Raw genomic sequence first — 19,714 nt, forward strand, 5'->3', positions numbered from 1 at the left:
CTCCCGCGACGGATGCCTCGGCAGCGGTCCCGGCGGCGGGCGCGGCGGGCGCGGCGGGCTCGGCGGGCGCCTCGCGTCGGCCGGCGCGACGGGCGGAAATGCCGAGCAGCAGCACGGCCACGAGGGCCGTGACGACCGCACCGGTGATGAGGGCCACGAAGTACATCGGCACGCCGGAGACCGCGCCGAAGACGGCGACGATCGGACCGCCGTGCGGGACCGAGTCGGTCACGCCGACCAGGGCGGCGATGGCGCCGGCAACGGCGCCACCGATCATGTTGGCGGGGATGACCTGGAGGGGCTTGGCGGCGGCGAGCGGGATGGCACCCTCGGTGATGCCGAAAAAGCCCATGAACAGGGCGGCGATGCCGGCTTCCCGTTCCGGCTTGGAGAAGTGCCGGCCGCGGATCAGGGTGGCCAGGCCCATGCCGAGCGGCGGCACGGCGATGGCGGCCGCGACCATGCCCATCGGGGCCGGGTTTCCGGCCGCGATCAGGGCGCCACCGAAGAGGAACGCGGTCTTGTTGATCGGGCCGCCCATGTCGAAGGCCACCATCGCGCCCAGAATCAGGCCGAGGATGACGACGCTGCCGCCTTCGAGGCCGGTGAGGAATGTGGTCATGCTCTCGAAGACCCAGCTGATCGGCCGGCCGAGCGCGAGTACGAAGGCACCTCCGACGATCACGGTGGTGAGCACGGGGATGACGAGGATCGGCATGATCGGGCGGATGAAACGGTGCACGGGGATCTTCTTGATGCCGAGGGCGACGAAGCCGACGAGGAAACCGGTGACGATGCCGCCGATGAAGCCGGCGCCCGATTCGGAGTTGTAGAAGGAGCCGGTCGTGGCGATCCAGCCGCAGATCATGCCCGGTGCGAGCCCCGGCCGGTCGGCGATCGCGTAGGCGATGAATCCGGAGAGGATGGGCACCATCAGTGTGAAGCCGATCACGCCGATCTGGTTGATCGTCAGCCAGAAGCTGCCCTCCGGGATGACGAGGCCCTGCGGGGTTGCCTCGCCGCCGAGCGAGAGCGAGATGGCAATGAGGAGCCCGCCGACCACGACGAACGGGATCATGTAGGAGACGCCGTTCATCAGCGCGCGGTACAGCGTGCCTCCGAAGTCGGCTTTGCCGGCGGCCGGGCCGGCGGGCGCGTCGGGGGTGCCCGCAGCGCGGGGTTCGGCGGCCAGGGCCTGCGCGATCAGCTGCTGCGGGTGGTGGATTCCATCGGCGACCTTGGCTGAGATGAGGCGCTTGCCGGCAAACCGGGACAGGTCGATCTGGGTGTCGGCCGCGACGACGATCGCCTCCGCGCGCGTGATCTCATCCGAGCTGAAGGTGCCCTCGACCCCCACGGAGCCGTGGGTCTCGATCCGCACGTCGTAGCCGAGCTCCCCGGCCGCGGATTCGAGTTTCTCGGCCGCCATATAGGTGTGCGCGATGCCGGTGGGGCAGGCGGTGATCGCGAGGATCAGGGTGGCGGGTGGCGTCCCTGGGGAATCGGTGCGATTTTCGGGCATGACAAAAACGTCCTTCCGGATGAGGCCATCCGGAAATCCGCGCTAATACCCGGCGGCAAATATCATAAGCGTGGCTAACGGTATCACGGGCCCCGGATCGACCTCACTCAGTAGCGGTGCGGGTCCGGCCCGTTCTCGACCCGGAACCAGCGGTAGCCGTAGCCGTCCAGGGGGACGTCGGCCCGTCCCGCCTTGGTCAGCGGGAGTGACTCGCCCGTGAACAGGTCGTCCAGATGCGTGGCTCCGCGGGGCGCCGGAACGGAAAAGCGAACCTCGGTCGGCTCGGAACTGAAGTTGTGCAAGGCCACCACGCGGCCATCCTCCAGGCTGAGCATGTGGGCGAGCACCGCGGGGTCCGGCTGCTCGAGCACCGCGAAGGCGCCCCAACCGAATTCCGGTGCGTTGCGATAGTGCCGGATCAGAGTCTGAATGAAGCCCAGCAGTGAATCGTGATCGCGCCGCTGGCTGCGCACGTTGACATGGGCCGGCCCGAAACCGCCCTCGACCACGCCGGCGCAGAGTTTCGACTGGGGAGCAAGGGAGAAACCGCCGTTCTTGCCGTCGTTCCACTGCATCGGGGTGCGCACGGCCAATCTGCCCTTCTCCTCCAGGTTCTCGCCCATGCCGATCTCCTCGCCGTAGAACAGCACCGGGGTTCCCGGCAGGGAGAACAGCAGGCTGTAGACCATTCGCACGCGACGGGGATCGCCGTCGAGCATCGGGGGCAGTCGCCGCACCAGCCCGCGACCGAACACCTGCATTCTCTCCTCCGGGCCGAAGGCGGCGAAGACCTCGGCGCGCTCCGCATCGGTCAGCTTGTCCAGGGTCAGCTCGTCGTGATTGCGCACGAAGTTGGCCCACTGCGAGTCCGGCGACCCGATCGGACGCGACTGCAGGGCGTCGATCAGCGGGGAGGCATCCGCCCGGGCCAGGGACAGGTACATCTGCTGCATACCGATGAAGTCGAACTGCATCGTCAGTTCGTCGCCCTCGGCGCCGCCGAAATACAGGGCCTGCTCGGCGCGGGGCAGGTTCACTTCGCCGAGGAGCACCCCGTCGCCGGAGCGACGTCCGAGGAACGCCCGCAGCGCACGCAGGTAGTCGTGCGGGTCCGGGAAGGCGCCCTTGCCGCCGACCACATCGGTCGTCTCGAGCAGGAACGGGACCGCATCGACGCGGAATCCCGACAGGCCCAGCTCCAACCAGAAGCCGATCACCTTGGCGATCTCGTCGCGCACCACCGGGTTGGTCACGTTGAGGTCGGGCTGATGCTTGTAGAAGACGTGCTGATAGTACTGGCCGGTTTTCGGATCAAGTTCCCAATTGCTGGTCTCCTGGTCGGGGAAGACCGGCTCGCCCTGTTTCGCCGGCGGCTCGTCGCGCCAGACGTAGTAGTCGCGGTAGGGGGAGTTGCGGCTGGACCGGGCCGAGATGAACCACGGATGCTGGTCGGAGGTGTGGTTGATCACCAGGTCCGCGATCACACGCATCCCTCGATCCTTCGCGAGCCGGATTGTTTCGACCAGGTCGCCGAGATGGCCCAGCCGGGGGTCGACCGAGTAGAAGTCGGTGATGTCGTAGCCGTCGTCCCGATCCGGTGTCGGATAGAACGGCATGAGCCAGAGGCAGGTCACCCCGAGTTCGTTCAGGTAATCGATGCGGTGGGCCAGGCCGGTGAAGTCCCCGGTTCCGTCGTTGTTCCAGTCCATGAACGTCTCGACGTCGAGGCAGTACACGATGGCGCTCTTCCACCACAGGTCGCTGGTGTCGGTGACCTTCACGCGGATGCCTTCCTGGTGGGGTGGAGCCGGGGCAGCACGTGCTCGCCGAACACGTCGATGAAGCGGTCCTGGTCCTGGCCCACGTGGTGCAGGTAGATCTCGTCGACGCCGAGCTCGATCAGGGAGGCCAGCCAGTCGGCGTGCTGCCCGGGATCGGGGGAGATGAGCACGGAGTCGCGCATCGCCTCCGGCGGCACATGCTTCGCTGCCTCGTCGAACGCTTCCGGGGTGTCGAGATCCCAGCACAGCGGCGGCGAGAACACGTTGGTGCGCCACTGGTCGTGCGCGATCGACAGTGCCTCGCCGTCGCTGTCGGCGTAACTCAGGTGCACCTGCAGGGCGACCGGCCCGGTGCCGCCCGCATCGCGGTAGCTGCCGATGACCCGGCGCAGCGTCGGTGCCGGCTGGGCGATGGTCGCGAGCCCGTCGGCCCAGTCCGCCGCCCAGCCCGCCGTCTCGGCGCTCACGGCGGCGGCCAGCAGGAGAGGCGGTGTCTCCGGGCGAGTCCAGAGCCTGGCCCGGTCGACCCTCACCAGACCGTCGGCGCTTACCTCCTCGCCGGCGAGGAGGGCGCGGATGATCTGCACCGATTCGAGGAGCCGTTCGTTCCGCACGTCCTTGCGGGGCCAGCCGTCGCCGGTGATGTGCTCATTGGCGGCCTCTCCCGACCCGAGCGCCACCCAGAAGCGGCCCTCGTACATGGCGGCCAGCGTCGCCGCTGCCTGCGCGATGATCGCGGGATGGTAGCGCTGGCCCGGCGCGTTCACGACGCCGAACGGGAGGCCGGTCGACTGCAGTGCGGCCCCGAGCCAGGCCCAGGCGAAGGCCGACTGCCCCTGCCGCTCGCTCCAGGGCGCGAAATGGTCGGAGCACATGGCCGCGGTGAAGCCGGCCTGCTCCGCCCGTTGCACCGCGCGGAGCAACTCGGAGGGATGGAACTGTTCGTGCGAGGCGTGGAATCCGATCACTGTCATGCCGTGACCCTAGACCGGTCGCCGGGGGGAGGTCCAGTGTCGGGCGGGGTCGGGCCTCAGGCGTGAGCGCGTTGGGCGGGGTGGGCGCCCATGCCGCCGAGGGCCAGCGCCTCCGCGGCCAGCGCGGCGGTCGTGGGGGCGTCCCGCATCCAGAGCGGCACGGCGACGGCGCGGATGCCGGCGGCCGCCAGCGCGGGCAGCGCACCGGCATCCGTCTCGTCCACCAGCCACCCGTCGAGCACACCGTTCGCGGCGCGGGAGCCGTAGTGCAGGCCCACGGCCTCGGCCGAGGTCGGCACGCCGATCGTGTTGAGGCAGGCGTCGGCCATGCCGCGCACGGCCGCGCCCGCGATGATCGGGGAGACGCCGACGACAGCGGCGGCGGTGGAGCGCAGGGCCTCCCGAATGCCCGGGACGGCGAGGATCGTGCCGACCGAGACGACCGGGTTCGACGGCGGCAGGATGACCAGGTCCGCCGTCAGGATGGCGTCGACGACGCCCGGCGCGGGCACGGCGGACTCGAGCCCGACCTGCACGAACTCGGTCACCGGTACGCCGGCCCGGTAGCGCACCCACCACTCCTCGAAGTGGATCAGCTCGCCGGCGCGATGCTCGTCGGCATCCATAGCCAGCCGGGTATGTGTCTCGACCGGGATGTCGCTCATCGGCAGCAGGCGGGCGCCGGGCTGCCAGCGGCGGCAGAGGAACGACGTTGCCTCGCTCAGGGTGGACCCGCCCCGGAGCAGGTCGCTGCGCACGATGTGGGTGGCCAGGTCCAGGTCGCCGAGCGTGAACCAGGACCAGCCGCGCCCGTAGGCGGCGATCTCCGCGGAGGCGCGGCGGGACTCGCCCGGCCGCCCCCAGCCCTGCTCCTCATTGATGCCGCCGCCGAGGGTGTACATCACGGTGTCGAGGTCGGGGCAGACGCGCAGCCCGTCGAGCCACATGTCGTCGCCCGTGTTCACGATCACGGTCACCGTCGCATCCGGGTCGGTCGCGGCCAGGTGCTGCAGCAGCCCGCGGGTGAAGCGGGCGCCGCCGATGCCGCCGGCCAGGACCGTGATGGCCGTCATCGGCTGCCTCGTCCCTGCTGGGTGACTTCGGTTTCACGGCTGGGCGGGAACCCCGGAATAAAGGCGGACGGGGAGAACACGATCACCGGATGTCCGCCGCGGGGATGCGGGATCACGTCACAGTCCACGCCGTAGACCTCCGCGATGGCCGATGGCGCCAGCACCTCGTCGGGGGTGCCGGCCGCGACGAGCCGGCCGTGGTGCAGCAGCAGGATCTGGTCGCAGAACGCGGCCGCCAGGTTCAGGTCGTGCAGTGCCATGATCGCGGTCAGGCCTGCGCGGTCGTCTGACCTGGGACCGGAACCTGAGCTCGACGCGGCACCCGCGCAGAGCCCGCGCACCTGCCCGAGCAGCCCGAGCTGCGCGCTCACGTCGAGGTGGTTGTTCGGCTCGTCCAACAGCAGCAGGCTCGGCCGCTGGGCCAGCGCCCGGGCGATCTGCGCACGCTGCTGCTCGCCGCCGCTGAGGGTGCGCCAGGCCCGGTCGGCGAGATCGGTGCCGCCGACCATGGCCAGCGATTCCTCGGCGACCCGGTGGTCGTCGTCGCCGCCGAAACTGCCGAGCACCCGGCTGCGGTGCGGGATCCGGCCGAGCAGCACGACCTCACGCACCGTGAGGTCGACGCTGGGCGCGGCGTTCTGCTCCAGCAGCGCCACCCGCCGGGCCGTCTCGCGGCGGGACAGACCCGACCCTGCACGGGTTCGCGCCCCGCCGACGGGCGCCCCGTCGAGTTCGACGCCGCCGGCATCCGGTGTCTCCAGCCCCGCGATCAGGCGGAGCAGCGTGGATTTGCCGGCACCGTTGGGCCCGAGCAGCCCGGTCACCGCGCCCGTGGGCACGACCGCCGACACGTCGGTCAGAATCGGGGTGCCGTTGATGCGGAACGACACCCGGTCGAGGATCACGACCATGCGGCGGCCTTCCTGCTCTTGATCAGCACGATGAAGACGGGAACGCCGATCAGCGCGGTGATGATGCCGACGGGCAGCTCGCGCGGGTCGAAGACGGTGCGGGCGAGGGTGTCGGCCACGATCAGGAACAGGGCGCCGAGCACCACGGTCAGCGGCAGCAGGCGGCGGTGGCCGGGCCCGCTCAGGCCGCGCACGAGGTGCGGCAGAATCAGTCCGACGAAGCCGATGGCCCCACTCACGGCCACCATCGCGCCGGTCATCAGCGCCACCGCTCCGAGCAGTATCCACCGGGTGCGGTTGACGTTGATGCCGAGGGTCGCCGCGGCCGTGTCCCCGAACGTGAATGCGTCCAGGCGGGTGGCCGAGAGCACGATCCCGGCGCCGACCAGCACCAGGGCGGTGCCCGAGATGACGACGCTGGACCACGAGCTGCCGGCCAGCGAGCCCAGCAGCCAGTTGAGGATCTCCCGGTAGGAGTCGCCCTTGGCCGCCCAGAAGATGATGAAGGAGGTGGCGGCTCCGCCCAGCTGAGCGATCGCCAGGCCTGACAGCACCGCGCGCCCGGGGGTGATCGTGCCGCCGACCCTCGCGATGCTGAGAGTGGCGACGAGGGCGGCTAACGCGCCGAGGAACGCCGCGGCCGGCAGCGCGACCGCAACGCCGAGGATGATCACGCAGACCGCGCCGAGGGAGGCGCCGCTCGAGAGTCCGAGCAGGTACGGGTCCGCCAGTGGGTTACGGGTCACCGACTGCATGACCGCGCCGCTGAGCGCGAGCCCCGCACCGACCGCCGCCGCGGTCAGCACCCGCGGCAGGCGCAGCTGCCACACGATCGAGTCGGTCAGCGGGGCCACCTCGGCGGCGCCCGGCAGGCCGAGGTGTGCGGCGAGGCTCGCGGCGACATCCGTCAGGCTCACGTCCGCCGGTCCGATGGTCACGGCCAGCCCCGCCGTGAGCAGGAGCGACAGAACCGATAGGGCGAGCCACGCAAGGTAGCGCGCGCGCCCGGCGACGCGACGGCGCTGGGCCGCCGTGCGCTCCTCCTGCTGCAGCTCCACCCGATTCACCTGCCTGGTCCGTTCCGCTCTGCCGTGCTGAGTGCTTCCCGGTTCCGTTGTGTGGCCCGGTTCCGCTTCGTGGTCCTGTCCTGCTGTGTGGCCCGGTCGGTCGCCGGGCAGTTAGTTCGCCGTCGTCGGGTCGAGCGCGGCGAGCTGTTCGATGCTCGATGCGGCTGCCTCGACGTTGCGGATGCCGGCCTCGGTGGCCGCGAACGGCAGCACGATGTAGCGCTTCGCCTGCACGGCATCGAGCTGCTGGGTGGCCGGGTTCGACTCGAGGTTCGCGATCTTCGACGCGGCGGTGTTCCAGGTGGCGTCGACGAGAACGATCACGCTCGGGTTCGCCTCGATGACCGACTCCCAGCCGACCGAGGTCCAGGTGTCGTCCACGTTGGCGAACACGTTGTTCAGGCCCGCGGCCTCCATGATCATGTTGGGGGAGCCGATGCCGGCCCCCACGTAGGGGGTATCGGTGCCGCTCGAATACCAGAGCGCGGTCGGGGCCGCGTCGGTCGGGTCCAGGGCGGCGAGGGTTTCCTGCTGGTCGGCGACCAGGTCGGCCGCGGCCGCCTCGGCGCCGAAGATCGCGCCGGCCTCGGTGATCTCGTCGAACACCGAGTCGAAGGTGAGCGGGTCGGGCATGTAGCCCTCACCCTTGCAGGCCGCGGGGGAGACGTAGCTGCCGATCCCGAGATCGGCGAGGCCGGCGCGTTCGCCCACACCCTCGGCGGAGAAGTTGGACTCCCAGCCGCCGTAGACGAAATCGGGCGTGAGACCCAGAACGGCCTCCTGGCCGGGCACGAAGTCGCTGACCACGTTCAGGTCGGCACCGGCCTTTTCGAGGGATGCCGGCAGCGGCCCGTCGAGGAACGCCGAGCCCACGATGCGGTCGCCGAGGCCGAGCGCGAGCAGCAGCTCGGTCGCCGACGACTTGATCGTCACGATGCGCTCGGGCGCGGCGGCCACGGTCACGTCGGTGCCGCAGTTGTCGATCGTGACCGGGTAGCCGCCGCTCGCGCTCGCGTTCGGCACGCTGCCGGACTCTGTGCCGGACTCGCTCGCGGTACCAGCCCCGGCGCATCCGCTCAGCAGCAGCGCGGACGCGACAACGCCCACCGCTAGGGATCCACGGAAAAAGTGTGATGGGGACATGTTGCCGATCCGGTTCGGGGCCGCGAGAGCAGGCGAATCGTCGGTATGAGCGCGTCATAGCGACGATTCACCCACTCCCGCGAGCGTCGGGAGAGCTGCAGGGCAGGGAGGGTGCGACCGAGGGAGTGTCGGCGACCTGTCGCTCAAGTCAGAGGCGACTCAACCGGTCAGAGCCAACCGGCGGTCTTCTTTCAGCCTAGGCCAGAACGTCGGCACGGCCCATCCCGCGCGCTCCGCGAGCGCCGCCGGCGCCGCGGGCACAGGAGGGCAGGCAGGCGACGGATGATCGGACCGCCCCGGGCGTGCCGGACCTCCGGTCGGATAAACCCTTGCCACCGGCTGATTCGCTCGACAGGATGAGGAACGCGCGTAACGAACACGAACCGTGACCAACACGAAAAGTGCCGTTCGGCCTGACGTTGTTCCATCCCTGGCGAATGTGGAGACAAGATGACTGTAGTTCGGGCAGCAATCACCCAGACCGAGTGGACGGGTGACCAGGAGTCGATGATTGTGAAGCACGAGGGTTTCGTGCGCACCGCGGCCGAGGCGGGAGTGCAGGTGATCTGCTTCCAGGAACTGTTCCACGGCCCATACTTCGGAATCGTGCAGGACGCCAAGTACTACGACTACGCGCAGAGCGTGCCGGGCCCGCTCGTGCAGCGGTTCCAGAAACTGGCCGCCGAGCACCGGATGGTGATCGTGCTCCCCGTCTACGAGGAGGAGCAGCCCGGCGTGCTCTACAACACGGCCGCCGTGATCGACGCCGACGGCACCTACCTCGGCAAGTACCGCAAGCACCACCTGCCGCACCTGCCGCAGTTCTGGGAGAAGTTCTACTTCCGCCCCGGCAACGCCGACTACCCCGTCTTCGACACCAGGGTCGGCAAGATCGGCGTCTACATCTGCTACGACCGGCACTTCCCGGAGGGCTGGCGCGTGCTCGGCCTGAACGGCGCCGAGATCGTCTTCAACCCCTCGGCCACCAAGCCCGGCCTGTCCAACCGGCTCTGGGAGCTCGAGCAGCCGGCCGCCGCCGTCGCCAACCAGTACTACATCGGCGCCAACAACCGCATCGGCACCGAGACCGAGGAATTCGGTGACGACGCCGTCACGTTCTACGGCAGCTCCTACTTCGTCGACCCGCGCGGCAACTACGTCGGCGAGGTGGCGTCCACCGACACCGAGGAGATCGTCATCCGTGACCTCGACCTCGGCGTCATCCGCGAGGTGCGCAACTCGTGGCAGTTCTACCGGGACCGCCGACCCGACTCCTACGGCCCGATCGCGGCACCGTAGGCCCGGGGCACATCATGAAGACCCTGATCCAGAACGGAACCGTGGTCAGCGCGACCGGTCGGGTGCCGGCGGATGTCCTCATCGACGGCGAGATTATCGTCGCCGTGCTGGCGCCCGGCTCCACCCTCCTCGGAAACGACCTCGCCGCATCCGTCGACCGTGTGATCGACGCCACCGGCAGGTACGTGATCCCTGGCGGCGTCGACGCGCACACGCACATGCAGCTGCCCTTCGGCGGCACCGCGGCCAGCGACACCTTCGAGACCGGCACCCGGGCTGCGGCCTGGGGCGGCACCACCACCATCGTCGACTTCGCGGTGCAGAGCTACGGCCAGCGGGTCTTCGACGGGCTGGCGGCCTGGCACGAGAAGGCGGCCGGCAACTGCGCCATCGACTACGGCTTCCACCAGATCATCGGTGACCTGAACGACGACTCGCTGCAGGCGATGGACGGGCTGCTCGATGAGGGCATCTCCAGTTTCAAGCTGTTCATGGCCTACCCCGGCGTCTTCTACTCGGATGACGCGCAGGTGCTGCGCGCCATGCAGAAGTCCGCCGAGACCGGGCTGATGACCATGATGCACGCCGAGAACGGCCCCGCCATCGACGTGCTCGTGAAGCAGCTGCTCGCAGCGGGCAAGACCGACCCCTACTACCACGGCGTCGCACGCGCCTGGCAGCTGGAGGAGGAGGCCACGCACCGCGCGATCATGCTCGCCGACCTCACCGGGGCCCCGCTCTACGTGGTGCACGTGAGCGCCAAGCAGGCGGTGGAGCAGATCGCCACCGCCCGCGACCATGGTCAGAACGTGTTCGGCGAGACCTGCCCGCAATACCTCTACCTCTCGCTCGAGGAGAACCTCGGGGCACCCGGGTTCGAGGGCGCGAAGTGGGTCTGTTCCACACCGCTGCGCTCCCGGGCCGAGGGCCACCAGGACCACCTGTGGCAGAGCCTGCGCACCAACGACATCCAGATGGTCTCCACCGACCACTGCCCGTTCTGCATGAAGGGGCAGAAGGAGCTCGGCCTCGGCGACTTCTCGAAGATCCCGAATGGCATCGGCTCGGTCGAGCACCGCCTGGACCTGCTCTACCAGGGCGTCGTGAACGGCCGCATCACGCTCGAACGCTGGGTGGAGATCACCTCCACCACGCCGGCCCGGATGTTCGGCCTCTACGGCAGGAAAGGGGTCATCCAGCCCGGCGCGGACGGCGACATCGTCATCTACAACCCGAACGGCCACACCTCGATCGGCATGCCGGTCAACGGGAACGGCAAGACCCACCACATGAACATGGACCACTCGGCCTGGGAGGGTTACGAGATCGACGGCCACGTCGACACCGTGCTGTCCCGCGGCAAGGTCGTCATCGATGACGACTCCTACCTCGGCGCCAAGGGTGACGGCCGGTTCGTCAAGCGCGGCCTGAGCCAGTACCTGGTCTAGACGGGACACCAGATGGACTTCGGAGCAGTACTGCAGACCAACCCCCCATCCGCCCGCACTGTGCAACTGGCCAAACTGGCCGAGGCGCACGGCTTCAGCCACGTCTGGACGTTCGACTCGCACCTGCTCTGGCAGGAGCCCTACGTCATCTACAGCCGAATCCTCGCGGAGACGAGCAGGATCATGGTCGGTCCCATGGTCACCAACCCCGGCACCCGCGACTGGACAGTGACGGCGTCGACCTACGCGACCCTGAACGAGATGTACGGCAACCGCACCATCTGCGGCATCGGTCGCGGCGACTCGGCCGTTCGCGTGATCAACGGCACGCCCACCACCCTCAAGACCCTGCGCGAGTCGGTGCACGTCATCCGGGAACTCGCGAACTCCCGGTCGGTCGAGTACAACGGCGCGACCCTGCAATTCCCGTGGAGTCGCGGCTCGACCCTCGACGTCTGGGTGGCGGCATACGGGCCGCTGGCCCTCAAGCTCGCGGGTGAGGTCGGCGACGGCTTCATCCTGCAGATGGCCGACCTCGACGTGGCCGAGTGGATGATCACGACCGTACGTGAGGCCGCGGCCAATGTCGGTCGCGACCCTTCGGCGGTCAAATTCTGCGTGGCCGCGCCGATGTACATCGGCGACAACTGGGGCCACATGCGCAACCAGTGCCGCTGGTTCGGCGGCATGGTGGGTAACCATGTGGCCGACATCGTCGCCAAGTACGGCACGGAATCGCAGGTGCCGAAGGCGCTGACCGACTACGTCGCCGGCCGGCAGGACTACGACTATAACGAGCACGGTCGCGCCGGAAACGTTCACGCGGAGTTCGTGCCCGACGAGATCGTCGACCGGTTCTGCCTGCTCGGCCCCGCGAAGGACCATATCGAGAAACTCGAGGCCCTCCGCGCGATCGGCGTGGACCAGTTCGCCGGCTACCTGCAGCACGACAACAAGGAAGAGACGTTGCGCGTCTACGGGGAGACCGTGATCCCGGCGATGGCCGAGCAGATCGTGGCCAAGAAATGACCCGATCCACGCGAATGGTGCAGATTCGAGCCGATCACGGTCACACTGAAGGTGAGCGATCCGCGACCCCACCATCTCAACGCAGAGAGAAAGTACCCGATATTCGTGAATGACATCACTTCCCCCAGCGCCACGGCCAGCCGGAACGAGCTCGCCTACGACCTCGACCGGGCGCACGTCTTCCACTCCTGGTCGGCCCAGGGTGCCCTCAAGCCGCTGGTGATCGCCGGCGGGCAGGGCTCCCGGGTCTGGGACTATGACGGGCGCAGCTACCTGGACTTCTCCAGCCAGCTCGTCAATGTGAACATCGGCCACCAGCATCCGGCCGTCACCGCGGCCATCATCGAGCAGGCCGGTGAGCTCGCCACGGTCGCACCCTCCACGGCGACCCTCTCCCGCGGCGAGGCCGCCAAGCGCATCGTCGAACGGGCGCCGGAGGGCTTCAACAAGGTCTTCTTCACCAACGGCGGGGCGGATGCGATCGAGAACGCGATCCGCTTGGCGCGCCTGCACACGGGGCGCGACAAGGTGCTCTCCACCTACCGCTCGTACCACGGCAACACGGGCGCGGCCATCGTCGCAACCGGCGACTGGCGCCGGATCCCGAACGAGTTCGCCCGCGGGCACGTGCACTTCTTCGGCCCCTGGCTCTACCGCAGCGAGTTCTGGGCGACCAGCCCCGAGCAGGAGTCGGAGCGCGCCCTGCGCCACCTCGAGCACGTGATCCAGAGCGAGGGACCCGCGGGCATCGCGGCCGTGCTGCTGGAATCCATCCCCGGCACCGCCGGCGTGCTCGTGCCGCCGCCCGGCTACCTGGCCGGCGTGCGGGCCCTCTGTGACCGCTACGACATCATGCTGATCCTCGACGAGGTGATGGCCGGCTTCGGGCGCACCGGCAAGTGGTTCGCGTTCGACGGCTTCGACGTGGTGCCTGACCTGATCACCTTCGCGAAGGGCGTCAACTCCGGGTACGTCCCCACCGGCGGGGTGATCATCTCCGATTCCATCGCTCACGACTTCGACACCATGGTCTACCCCGGCGGCCTCACCTACAGCGGACATCCGCTCGCGATGGCGTCGATCGTGGCGGCCCTGGACGCCATGCAGAACGAGGGCATCGTGGAGAACGCGGCCCGGATCGGGCGCGACGTGCTCGCGCCGGGGCTCGCCGAGTTGCAGGCCAAGCACCCGGTCATCGGCGAGGTGCGCGGGCTCGGAGTGTTCTGGGCGCTGGAGCTCGTTGCCGACCGGGAGACCCGCCAGCCACTCAGCGGCGCCGTGATGGGCCGGATCAAGGCGGAGCTGCTGGCCCGCAATCTGCTGCCGTTCCTGGCCGAGAACCGCATCCACGTGGTGCCGCCGTGCGTCGTCACCGACGCCGAGGTCGCCGAGGCGCTCGCCATCTACGACGAGGTCCTCAGCCTCGACCTGCTCGGCTGACCGCCCGCCCCCACACCCTCCCCACCTGCACCTTTCCGGTCGAGAGTGCCCGTTCCGCGGGTCACTCTCGACCGGAACGGGCACCCTGACCACAACTCGACGACGAGAATGAAGAGAGACGAACGCCCATGACCGAGACCGCCCTGACCGAACTGCCCGTCATCACCCACTGGATCGACGGGGCTCCCCTCCTGGGAGTCTCGACCCGCACCGCGCCCGTCTTCAACCCGGCGCTCGGCGCCGTAGCGAAGAACGTGCTCCTGGCCAGCAGCGTCGACGTCGACACCGCCGTCGCCTCCGCTCAGGCCGCCTATCCGCTCTGGCGCGACACGTCCCAGGCCAAGCGGCAGGGCGTCATGTTCAACTTCCGGGAACTTCTGAACGCGCGCAAGGGCGAGCTGGCCGACATCCTCACCGCCGAACACGGCAAGGTGACCTCGGATGCGCTCGGCGAGATCGCGCGCGGCCTCGAGGTCGTCGAGTTCGCGCTCGGCATGCCGCACCTGAGCAAGGGCGAGTATTCCGAGAACGTGTCCACGGGCGTCGACGTCTACACGCTGCGTCAGCCGCTCGGCGTGGTGGGCATCATCAGCCCGTTCAACTTCCCCGCCATGGTGCCGCTCTGGTTCTTCCCGATCGCCATCGCGGCCGGCAACACGGTCGTGCTCAAGCCGAGCGAGAAGGACCCGTCCGCGTCGAACTGGATGGCCGCCCTGATGACCGAGGCCGGGCTGCCCGACGGTGTGCTCAACGTCGTGCACGGCGACAAGGAAGCCGTCGACGCCCTGCTCGTGCACCCCGATGTGCAGGCGATTTCGTTCGTCGGCTCCACGCCGATCGCGAAGTACATCTACGAGACGGCCGCGCACCACGGCAAGCGCGTGCAGGCTCTCGGCGGCGCGAAGAACCACATGCTCGTGCTGCCCGACGCCGACCTGGACCTGGCCGCGGATGCCGCCGTCAATGCCGGCTTCGGCTCGGCCGGGGAGCGCTGCATGGCCATCAGCGTGGTGGTGGCCGTGGAACCGGTCGCCGACGAGCTGGTCGCGAAGATCACCGAACGGCTCCAGGGCCTCAGGGTGGGCGACGGCATGCGCGGATGCGACATGGGTCCGCTGATCACGGAGGTGCACCGCGACAAGGTGGCCTCCTACATCGACATCGCCAGGGCCGACGGTGCCGAGGTCGTCGTGGACGGTCGCGGCATCGAGGTGGACGGCGACGCATCCGGTTTCTGGCTCGGCCCGACCCTCTTCGACAAGGTGACAACCGACTCCGACGTCTACCTCGACGAGATCTTCGGCCCGGTGCTCTCCGTCGTGCGGGTCGCCAGCTACACCGAAGGACTCGACCTGATCAACCGCAGCCGTTACGGCAACGGCACGGCCATCTTCACCAATGACGGCGGTGCGGCGAGAAGGTTCCAGAACGAGGTGCAGGTCGGAATGGTCGGCATCAACGTGCCGATCCCCGTGCCCGTGGCCTACCACTCGTTCGGCGGCTGGAAGGACTCCCTGTTCGGCGACGCCAAGGCCTACGGCCCGGCCGGGATCGCCTTCTACACTCGGGAGAAAGCCATCACGAGCCGGTGGCTGGACCCGAGCCACGGCGGCATCAACCTAGGCTTCCCGCAGAACGCCTAGCACCCTGTCTTCTCCGCTCGCCACGGCCCGTATGGCCGCGAGTGCGGGTGAATCGTCGGTATGACCCTTCCTAACCGACAATTCGCCCGCATTCGCGGCCGGTGCATGGGCCAGAGGCCTAGGGGATGAGGGCGTGCTGGGCCTGCACCCGGGCGGCCTCGGTGCGCAGCACCTCGAGCACGGTGCGCACGGCCAGACGCTCGGCCCGGTCGGGGCGCATCAGCGCCACGATCTGACGTTCGGCGTCCACCCCGCGCAGCGGCTTGAGCACGAGCCGGCCCGGCTGGTCACCGCCCCAGGTGTACCGGGGCACCAGGGCGATGCCGAGGCCTGCCACGACGAACGCCTCGATCACCCGCAGGTCGGCGAACTGCTGGGCGACGGTGATCTGGCTGCCGGCCTTCTGCTCGATCTGGTGCAGGATGCGCTCGAACGGGTAGCCGGTCGGCGCGCCGATCCAGGTCTCGCCGATGACGTCCGCCGGGGTGATCCACGACCGGGAGGCCAGCCGGTGGTCGGCCGGTACCCCGACGTCGAGCGGCTCGGTCATCAGCGGAACCACCGTCAGCCCCCGGCCGCCCCACGGAAGCTGGCCGCGCAGGCTGTAGGCGAGCACGATGTCGTACTCCGCCGTGAGTGCGGGGAAGTCGCTCAGCTCCGGGTCCTTGTCGGTGCAGTTGACCACGAGTCCGGGCACGGCGGCGATGGCCTTCACCGCTCCGGGCAGCAGCATCTCACCCGCGGTCGGAAACGTGACCAGGCTCACCTCGCCGGTGGCGTCGTTGCGGAACTCGTCCCAGACCGCCCGGGCGCGGGCGAGGGCGACCGCGACATCCGTTGCGCTGCGGGCCAAGGCGCGTCCGGCATCCGTCAGAACGAGGCCGCGGCCGCTGCGCTCGGTGAGCGGCAGTCCGGCCTCGCGTTCGAGCACTTTCAGCTGCTGCGAGACAGCAGATGGCGTGCGGTGCGTGGCGCGTGCGACCTCCGTGATGCTGTGGCGTTCGGCCAGTTCGCGGAGCAGTTCGAGTCGTTGGACATCCATGTAGCAAAGCTACACACTCCGTGCAGAACAATGCGATTGTGCTGCAAAGTTAAAGATGGTGAAATAAATATGTCGAACTCGTGCAATGGTGCCTCCGTCTCCCCGACACTCAACCCCATTACCCGAAAGGTACGACCGTGTTTGTTCTTCTCGCCGTTCTCGTTCTCATCGTCATCTCTTCCGTCGTTGCCGTCGTCGTCGACGTGCACAAGGACGGCTTCCGTCGCGTGCCCGAGCGCAAGCTCGTTCGCATCTTCTAAGGGCTCGCTTGCCCTCAGGCTCTCCGACCGGCCGATGGCCTAAAGTTGGACCTGTGACGGACACACGCCAGCAGCTCATCGCCCACATCTCGGCCGAGGCCGTTTTCCATGGGGATTTCACCCTGACCAGCGGCAAGAAGGCGACGTACTACGTCGATCTGCGCAAGGTCAGCCTCGACCACCGCGTCGCCCCCCTGATCGGCCAGGTCATGCTCGACCTGATCGCGGACATCCCTGATGTCACCGCGGTCGGCGGCATGACCATGGGTGCCGACCCGGTGGCCGCGGCCATCCTGCACCAGGGTGTGGCCCGCGGCGCCGCGTACGACGCGTTCGTCGTGCGCAAGGAGCCCAAGGACCACGGCCGGGGAAAGCAGGTCGAAGGACCCGACCTCGCCGGTAAGCGCGTCGTCGTGCTCGAGGACACGTCCACCACGGGCGGCTCCCCGCTGGCGGCCATCGACGCGCTCCTCAAAGTGGGCGCGATCATCGCCGGCGTCGCCGTCGTCGTCGACCGCAACACCGGTGCCCGCGAAGTGATCGAAGCCGCGGGCTACCCCTACTACGCCGCCATCGGCCTTGAGGACCTGGGGCTGAACTAGTGCCCAAGGACGAGGTGCCCGGCGAAGACGGTATGGCGTGGCTGGCATCTCAGCTCGGTGATGGTGCGCGCCCGGCGCTGCCGGACGAGTACTCGCCCCGCCAGTCGCCGCGCTGGCCGAGAACCTCGCGCATCGTTCCACCGGCGCCCGTCGAGCCGACGACCCATACCGGCGTCTTCCTCTGGGGGCTCAAGCCCACCTCCCAGCCTGATCCTCGGCTCGCCAAGGGGGCAGCGGCACGGGCGGCGGCCGCTGCTGCTGCTGCTGGTGGGGCCGGTGCGGTCCCCGTGATTCCCGCCGCTTCGGCGCCGTCGACGTCGGTGCCTGGTCCGCTGCCTGCGGGGTCGCCGTCTGCGGTGTCGTCGACCGCGACGGGATCCGTGCCGACCACGACAGCGGCCCTGTTCGTCGTGACGCCCGCGAATCCGGCGCGTGTGACCACGACCGGTGCCGCCTCAGCCGGCAATGCGGCAGGTGCCGCCCGGACTGCGCCGTCTGCTCCCGTCGCTGCGTCTTCTCCCGTCTCCGCGTCTTCTTCCGTGGCTGCGTCTCTTCCTGTTTCTCCCTCTTCTCCTGCGTCTGCCCCTGCGTCGGCCTCTTCCGAGCTGCAGCCGGCCGCGTACGCGAACACGGCCGCTGCCGGATCGAACCCGTCGACCGCTGCGCGCACGGATGACTTGGCTTCGGAACTGACTCCGGCCGGCCCGCGTCCGCCTTCGGGCTCGGTGCCCGCCCGTTCGGTACCCGACCCTGTGTCGACCGAGGCACCCGCACCTTCGGCACCCGCACCTTCGCGGCCCGTCGAGGCCCCAGCGCCCATGCCGGTGCCCGGCGGGAACGGATCGGACCGTGCACACGGGAGCGACGGCATCCGTTCGGTGGAAGCCGATCTCGCGCCGGCGCCGTGGTGGGCCAGCCTCGCCCAGTCCCCACTCGAGCTGACCCCCGAAGAGATCGCGGCCGCCGACCTGCTGGCCGGGCGCACGCCGCCTGCGCCGGCACCCGAGCCGACCCCGTTGCCGGCTCCGGTCTCCGCCCGCGGCCGTTTGCGGGCACGCCTGGCCGCGTCGCTGTCGGTTCCCGCCTCCGTCGCGGGCCCGACCCCCGCACCCGCGGCAGCTGTTCCCGCACCAGGCACCCACTCTCACACTCGGCTGGCCGAGACGGCCGCGCAGGCCTCCGCCGCGGCCCGCGCCGCAGCCGCGCCCGCCGGGACCCCCGCATCTCCCTTAGCCGCGCCTTCGGTGCAACCGGCCGCAGCCGGAGCCGCAGCCGCAGCCGCAGCCGCAGCTGCCGCCCCGCGTTCCCCCGAACCCGCACCAGCTCCGACCGTGGCCACCGCCCAAGCCGGTCCGAGTGCTGCCGCCGCCCCGCTCGCCTCCGCCGGTACGACCGGCCCGACCGCCGCGGGGGCTACGGAAGCCCCGACCACCCCGATCGCCTCGGCGGGCACGACCGGCACGAACAGCCTGGTCGGCACGGCGGCCCCGCGCTCCGCGCTCGGCACAAGCGCCTCGTCGGGCACCAATGCCCCGGTCGCCGCGTCCGGGGCGCGTGCCTCGGCGGGTGCATCGTCCGGTGCCGGTTCCGGTGCCGGTGCCGGTGCAGGCACGGCACGGCCTGCCTCGGTTGGTCGCCCGCCCGGAGGATCCCGACCCGGCAAGCCCCGGCTCCGCATCTGGATCGCGGGCGGCTTGGTTCTGGTGCTCGCGCTGGCGGCGCTGTTCTTCCTCGGGCAGAGTCTGGTCGGCGGCGACGCCACTCCGGTCGCGGTGTCCACGTCCAGTGCCGCACCGGCCCCGAGCGCCACCCCAAGTACCGCGCCGTCGGCGCCGGCCGAGGCCACCGGCCCGCAGCCGGTCGGCGACCACCCGTGGGACACACTGTTCGGCGGCGAATGCCTTCAGCCCTATGTGAGCCCCTGGGAAGACGAGTTCACGGTCGCCGACTGCGCCGCACCGCATGCCGCGCAGCTCGTGTACCGCGGCCTGTTCGCCGGGGATACCGCCGCCCCCTTCCCGGGGGAGGCCGAGCTGGCCGGGCAGATCAACCTGCTCTGCAGCGCGACCGGCGTCATCGACCTGGCCGCGGCGTCGGCCTACGACGACGTGCAGGTGCAGGGCAGTTACCCGATCACCGAGAAACAGTGGTTTGAGGGTGCCCGCTACTACTACTGCTTCGTGAGCCGGGCCTCGGGTGAGCCGCTCACCGCGAGCGTCGCGGGTCCCGGTCCGGAACCGGCCGCCTAACTGCACTGCCCAGGCAGAATGGTTGAGCGGGTGTGACGACTCGCGGCATCCGTCGCCCGCCCTCTGCTACCCGCTAACCGCCCGCTAACCGCCCGCTAACCGCCCGCTAACCGCTACCCGAACGAATTCGACGGAGATTGTGCCGAGAATGGCCTGTTTCGGTCTGAAAACGGGGTTCCAGGCCAAAATCTCCGTCGAATTCGTCAGGACACCCCCGCGGCGGGGCAACGG

The 19,714-nt window shown here is 69.4% G+C and carries 17 protein-coding genes; 8 read left to right on the forward strand and 9 right to left on the reverse strand.

Translation table 11 applies throughout. The features are described 5' to 3' along the window. From E3T28_RS16180 to E3T28_RS16210, 7 genes are all read right to left on the reverse strand, one after another. Positions 1 to 1,522, reverse strand: a 1,522-nt coding sequence (locus E3T28_RS16180; RefSeq protein ID WP_134433222.1) for a PTS fructose transporter subunit IIC, incomplete at its 3' end; no start/stop codon positions are given. A gap of 107 nt (positions 1,523 to 1,629) precedes the next feature. Continuing rightward, positions 1,630 to 3,303, reverse strand: a complete 1,674-nt coding sequence (locus E3T28_RS16185; RefSeq protein WP_134433224.1) for an alpha-amylase family protein — start codon at positions 3,301 to 3,303, stop codon at positions 1,630 to 1,632. Further along, on the reverse strand, positions 3,300 to 4,277 hold the full coding sequence (locus tag E3T28_RS16190) for a TIGR03885 family FMN-dependent LLM class oxidoreductase (RefSeq protein ID WP_134433226.1): 978 nt from the start codon (positions 4,275 to 4,277) through the stop codon (positions 3,300 to 3,302). The genes E3T28_RS16185 and E3T28_RS16190 overlap by 4 nt, the downstream gene beginning before the upstream one ends. Before the next feature lie 56 nt (positions 4,278 to 4,333). Further along, entirely contained in the window at positions 4,334 to 5,350 is a 1,017-nt protein-coding gene (gene cofD / locus E3T28_RS16195) for a 2-phospho-L-lactate transferase (protein ID WP_134433228.1), read from the reverse strand. After that, entirely contained in the window at positions 5,347 to 6,261 is a 915-nt protein-coding gene (locus E3T28_RS16200) for an ABC transporter ATP-binding protein (protein WP_134433230.1), read from the reverse strand. Before E3T28_RS16200 ends, cofD begins: the two co-directional genes overlap by 4 nt. Next, complete coding sequence (locus E3T28_RS16205) at positions 6,252 to 7,319, reverse strand: putative F420-0 ABC transporter permease subunit (protein ID WP_420898278.1); 1,068 nt, start codon at positions 7,317 to 7,319, stop codon at positions 6,252 to 6,254. Before E3T28_RS16205 ends, E3T28_RS16200 begins: the two co-directional genes overlap by 10 nt. Positions 7,320 to 7,439: 120 nt before the next feature. Then, complete coding sequence (locus E3T28_RS16210) at positions 7,440 to 8,435, reverse strand: putative F420-0 ABC transporter substrate-binding protein (RefSeq protein ID WP_241979404.1); 996 nt, start codon at positions 8,433 to 8,435, stop codon at positions 7,440 to 7,442. A gap of 486 nt (positions 8,436 to 8,921) precedes the next feature. Between E3T28_RS16210 and E3T28_RS16215 the strand changes: the two genes are divergently transcribed. The 5 genes from E3T28_RS16215 to E3T28_RS16235 all read left to right on the forward strand — a co-directional run bounded on the left by E3T28_RS16215 (position 8,922) and on the right by E3T28_RS16235 (position 15,330). After that, positions 8,922 to 9,770 carry a nitrilase-related carbon-nitrogen hydrolase gene (locus E3T28_RS16215; protein WP_134433234.1) on the forward strand — a complete coding sequence of 283 codons (849 nt, stop codon included), beginning with the start codon at positions 8,922 to 8,924 and terminating at the stop codon, positions 9,768 to 9,770. Positions 9,771 to 9,781: 11 nt separating this feature from the next. Next, a complete protein-coding gene (gene hydA / locus E3T28_RS16220) occupies positions 9,782 to 11,218 on the forward strand; it encodes a dihydropyrimidinase (protein ID WP_134433315.1) in 1,437 nt (478 codons plus the stop codon). Positions 11,219 to 11,230: 12 nt separating this feature from the next. After that, positions 11,231 to 12,247 (forward strand): TIGR03842 family LLM class F420-dependent oxidoreductase, encoded by a 1,017-nt coding sequence (locus E3T28_RS16225; RefSeq protein ID WP_134433236.1) that lies wholly within the window; start codon positions 11,231 to 11,233, stop codon positions 12,245 to 12,247. Between the two features lie 105 nt (positions 12,248 to 12,352). After that, positions 12,353 to 13,687, forward strand: a complete 1,335-nt coding sequence (locus E3T28_RS16230; RefSeq protein WP_241979405.1) for an aspartate aminotransferase family protein — start codon at positions 12,353 to 12,355, stop codon at positions 13,685 to 13,687. Between the two features lie 128 nt (positions 13,688 to 13,815). Further along, complete coding sequence (locus E3T28_RS16235; protein ID WP_134433238.1) at positions 13,816 to 15,330, forward strand: CoA-acylating methylmalonate-semialdehyde dehydrogenase; 1,515 nt, start codon at positions 13,816 to 13,818, stop codon at positions 15,328 to 15,330. Between the two features lie 118 nt (positions 15,331 to 15,448). On the opposite strand, the gene E3T28_RS16240 is transcribed toward E3T28_RS16235, so the two are convergent. Next, the gene (locus E3T28_RS16240) at positions 15,449 to 16,372 is read right to left on the reverse strand and encodes a LysR family transcriptional regulator (RefSeq protein ID WP_134433240.1); all 924 of its coding nucleotides are present in this window, start codon (positions 16,370 to 16,372) and stop codon (positions 15,449 to 15,451) included. A gap of 137 nt (positions 16,373 to 16,509) precedes the next feature. Here E3T28_RS16240 and E3T28_RS17615 point away from each other — a divergent pair, with 137 nt between their 5' ends. Together E3T28_RS17615 and pyrE are read left to right on the forward strand one after the other, a co-directional pair. Continuing rightward, entirely contained in the window at positions 16,510 to 16,632 is a 123-nt protein-coding gene (locus tag E3T28_RS17615; RefSeq protein ID WP_255408580.1) for a hypothetical protein, read from the forward strand. 53 nt (positions 16,633 to 16,685) lie between these two features. Next, a complete protein-coding gene (gene pyrE, locus E3T28_RS16245; RefSeq protein WP_134433242.1) occupies positions 16,686 to 17,234 on the forward strand; it encodes an orotate phosphoribosyltransferase in 549 nt (182 codons plus the stop codon). Positions 17,235 to 17,283: 49 nt separating this feature from the next. Here the strand turns inward: pyrE and E3T28_RS16250 are convergent, their stop codons facing one another. Further along, positions 17,284 to 18,105, reverse strand: a complete 822-nt coding sequence (locus E3T28_RS16250) for a hypothetical protein (RefSeq protein ID WP_134433244.1) — start codon at positions 18,103 to 18,105, stop codon at positions 17,284 to 17,286. 7 nt (positions 18,106 to 18,112) lie between these two features. Between E3T28_RS16250 and E3T28_RS16255 the strand changes: the two genes are divergently transcribed. After that, a complete protein-coding gene (locus E3T28_RS16255; protein WP_134433246.1) occupies positions 18,113 to 19,483 on the forward strand; it encodes a hypothetical protein in 1,371 nt (456 codons plus the stop codon). Positions 19,484 to 19,714: the final 231 nt, after the last annotated feature.

This window comes from Cryobacterium sinapicolor (assembly GCF_004403465.1).
Lineage (GTDB): Bacteria > Actinomycetota > Actinomycetes > Actinomycetales > Microbacteriaceae > Cryobacterium > Cryobacterium sinapicolor.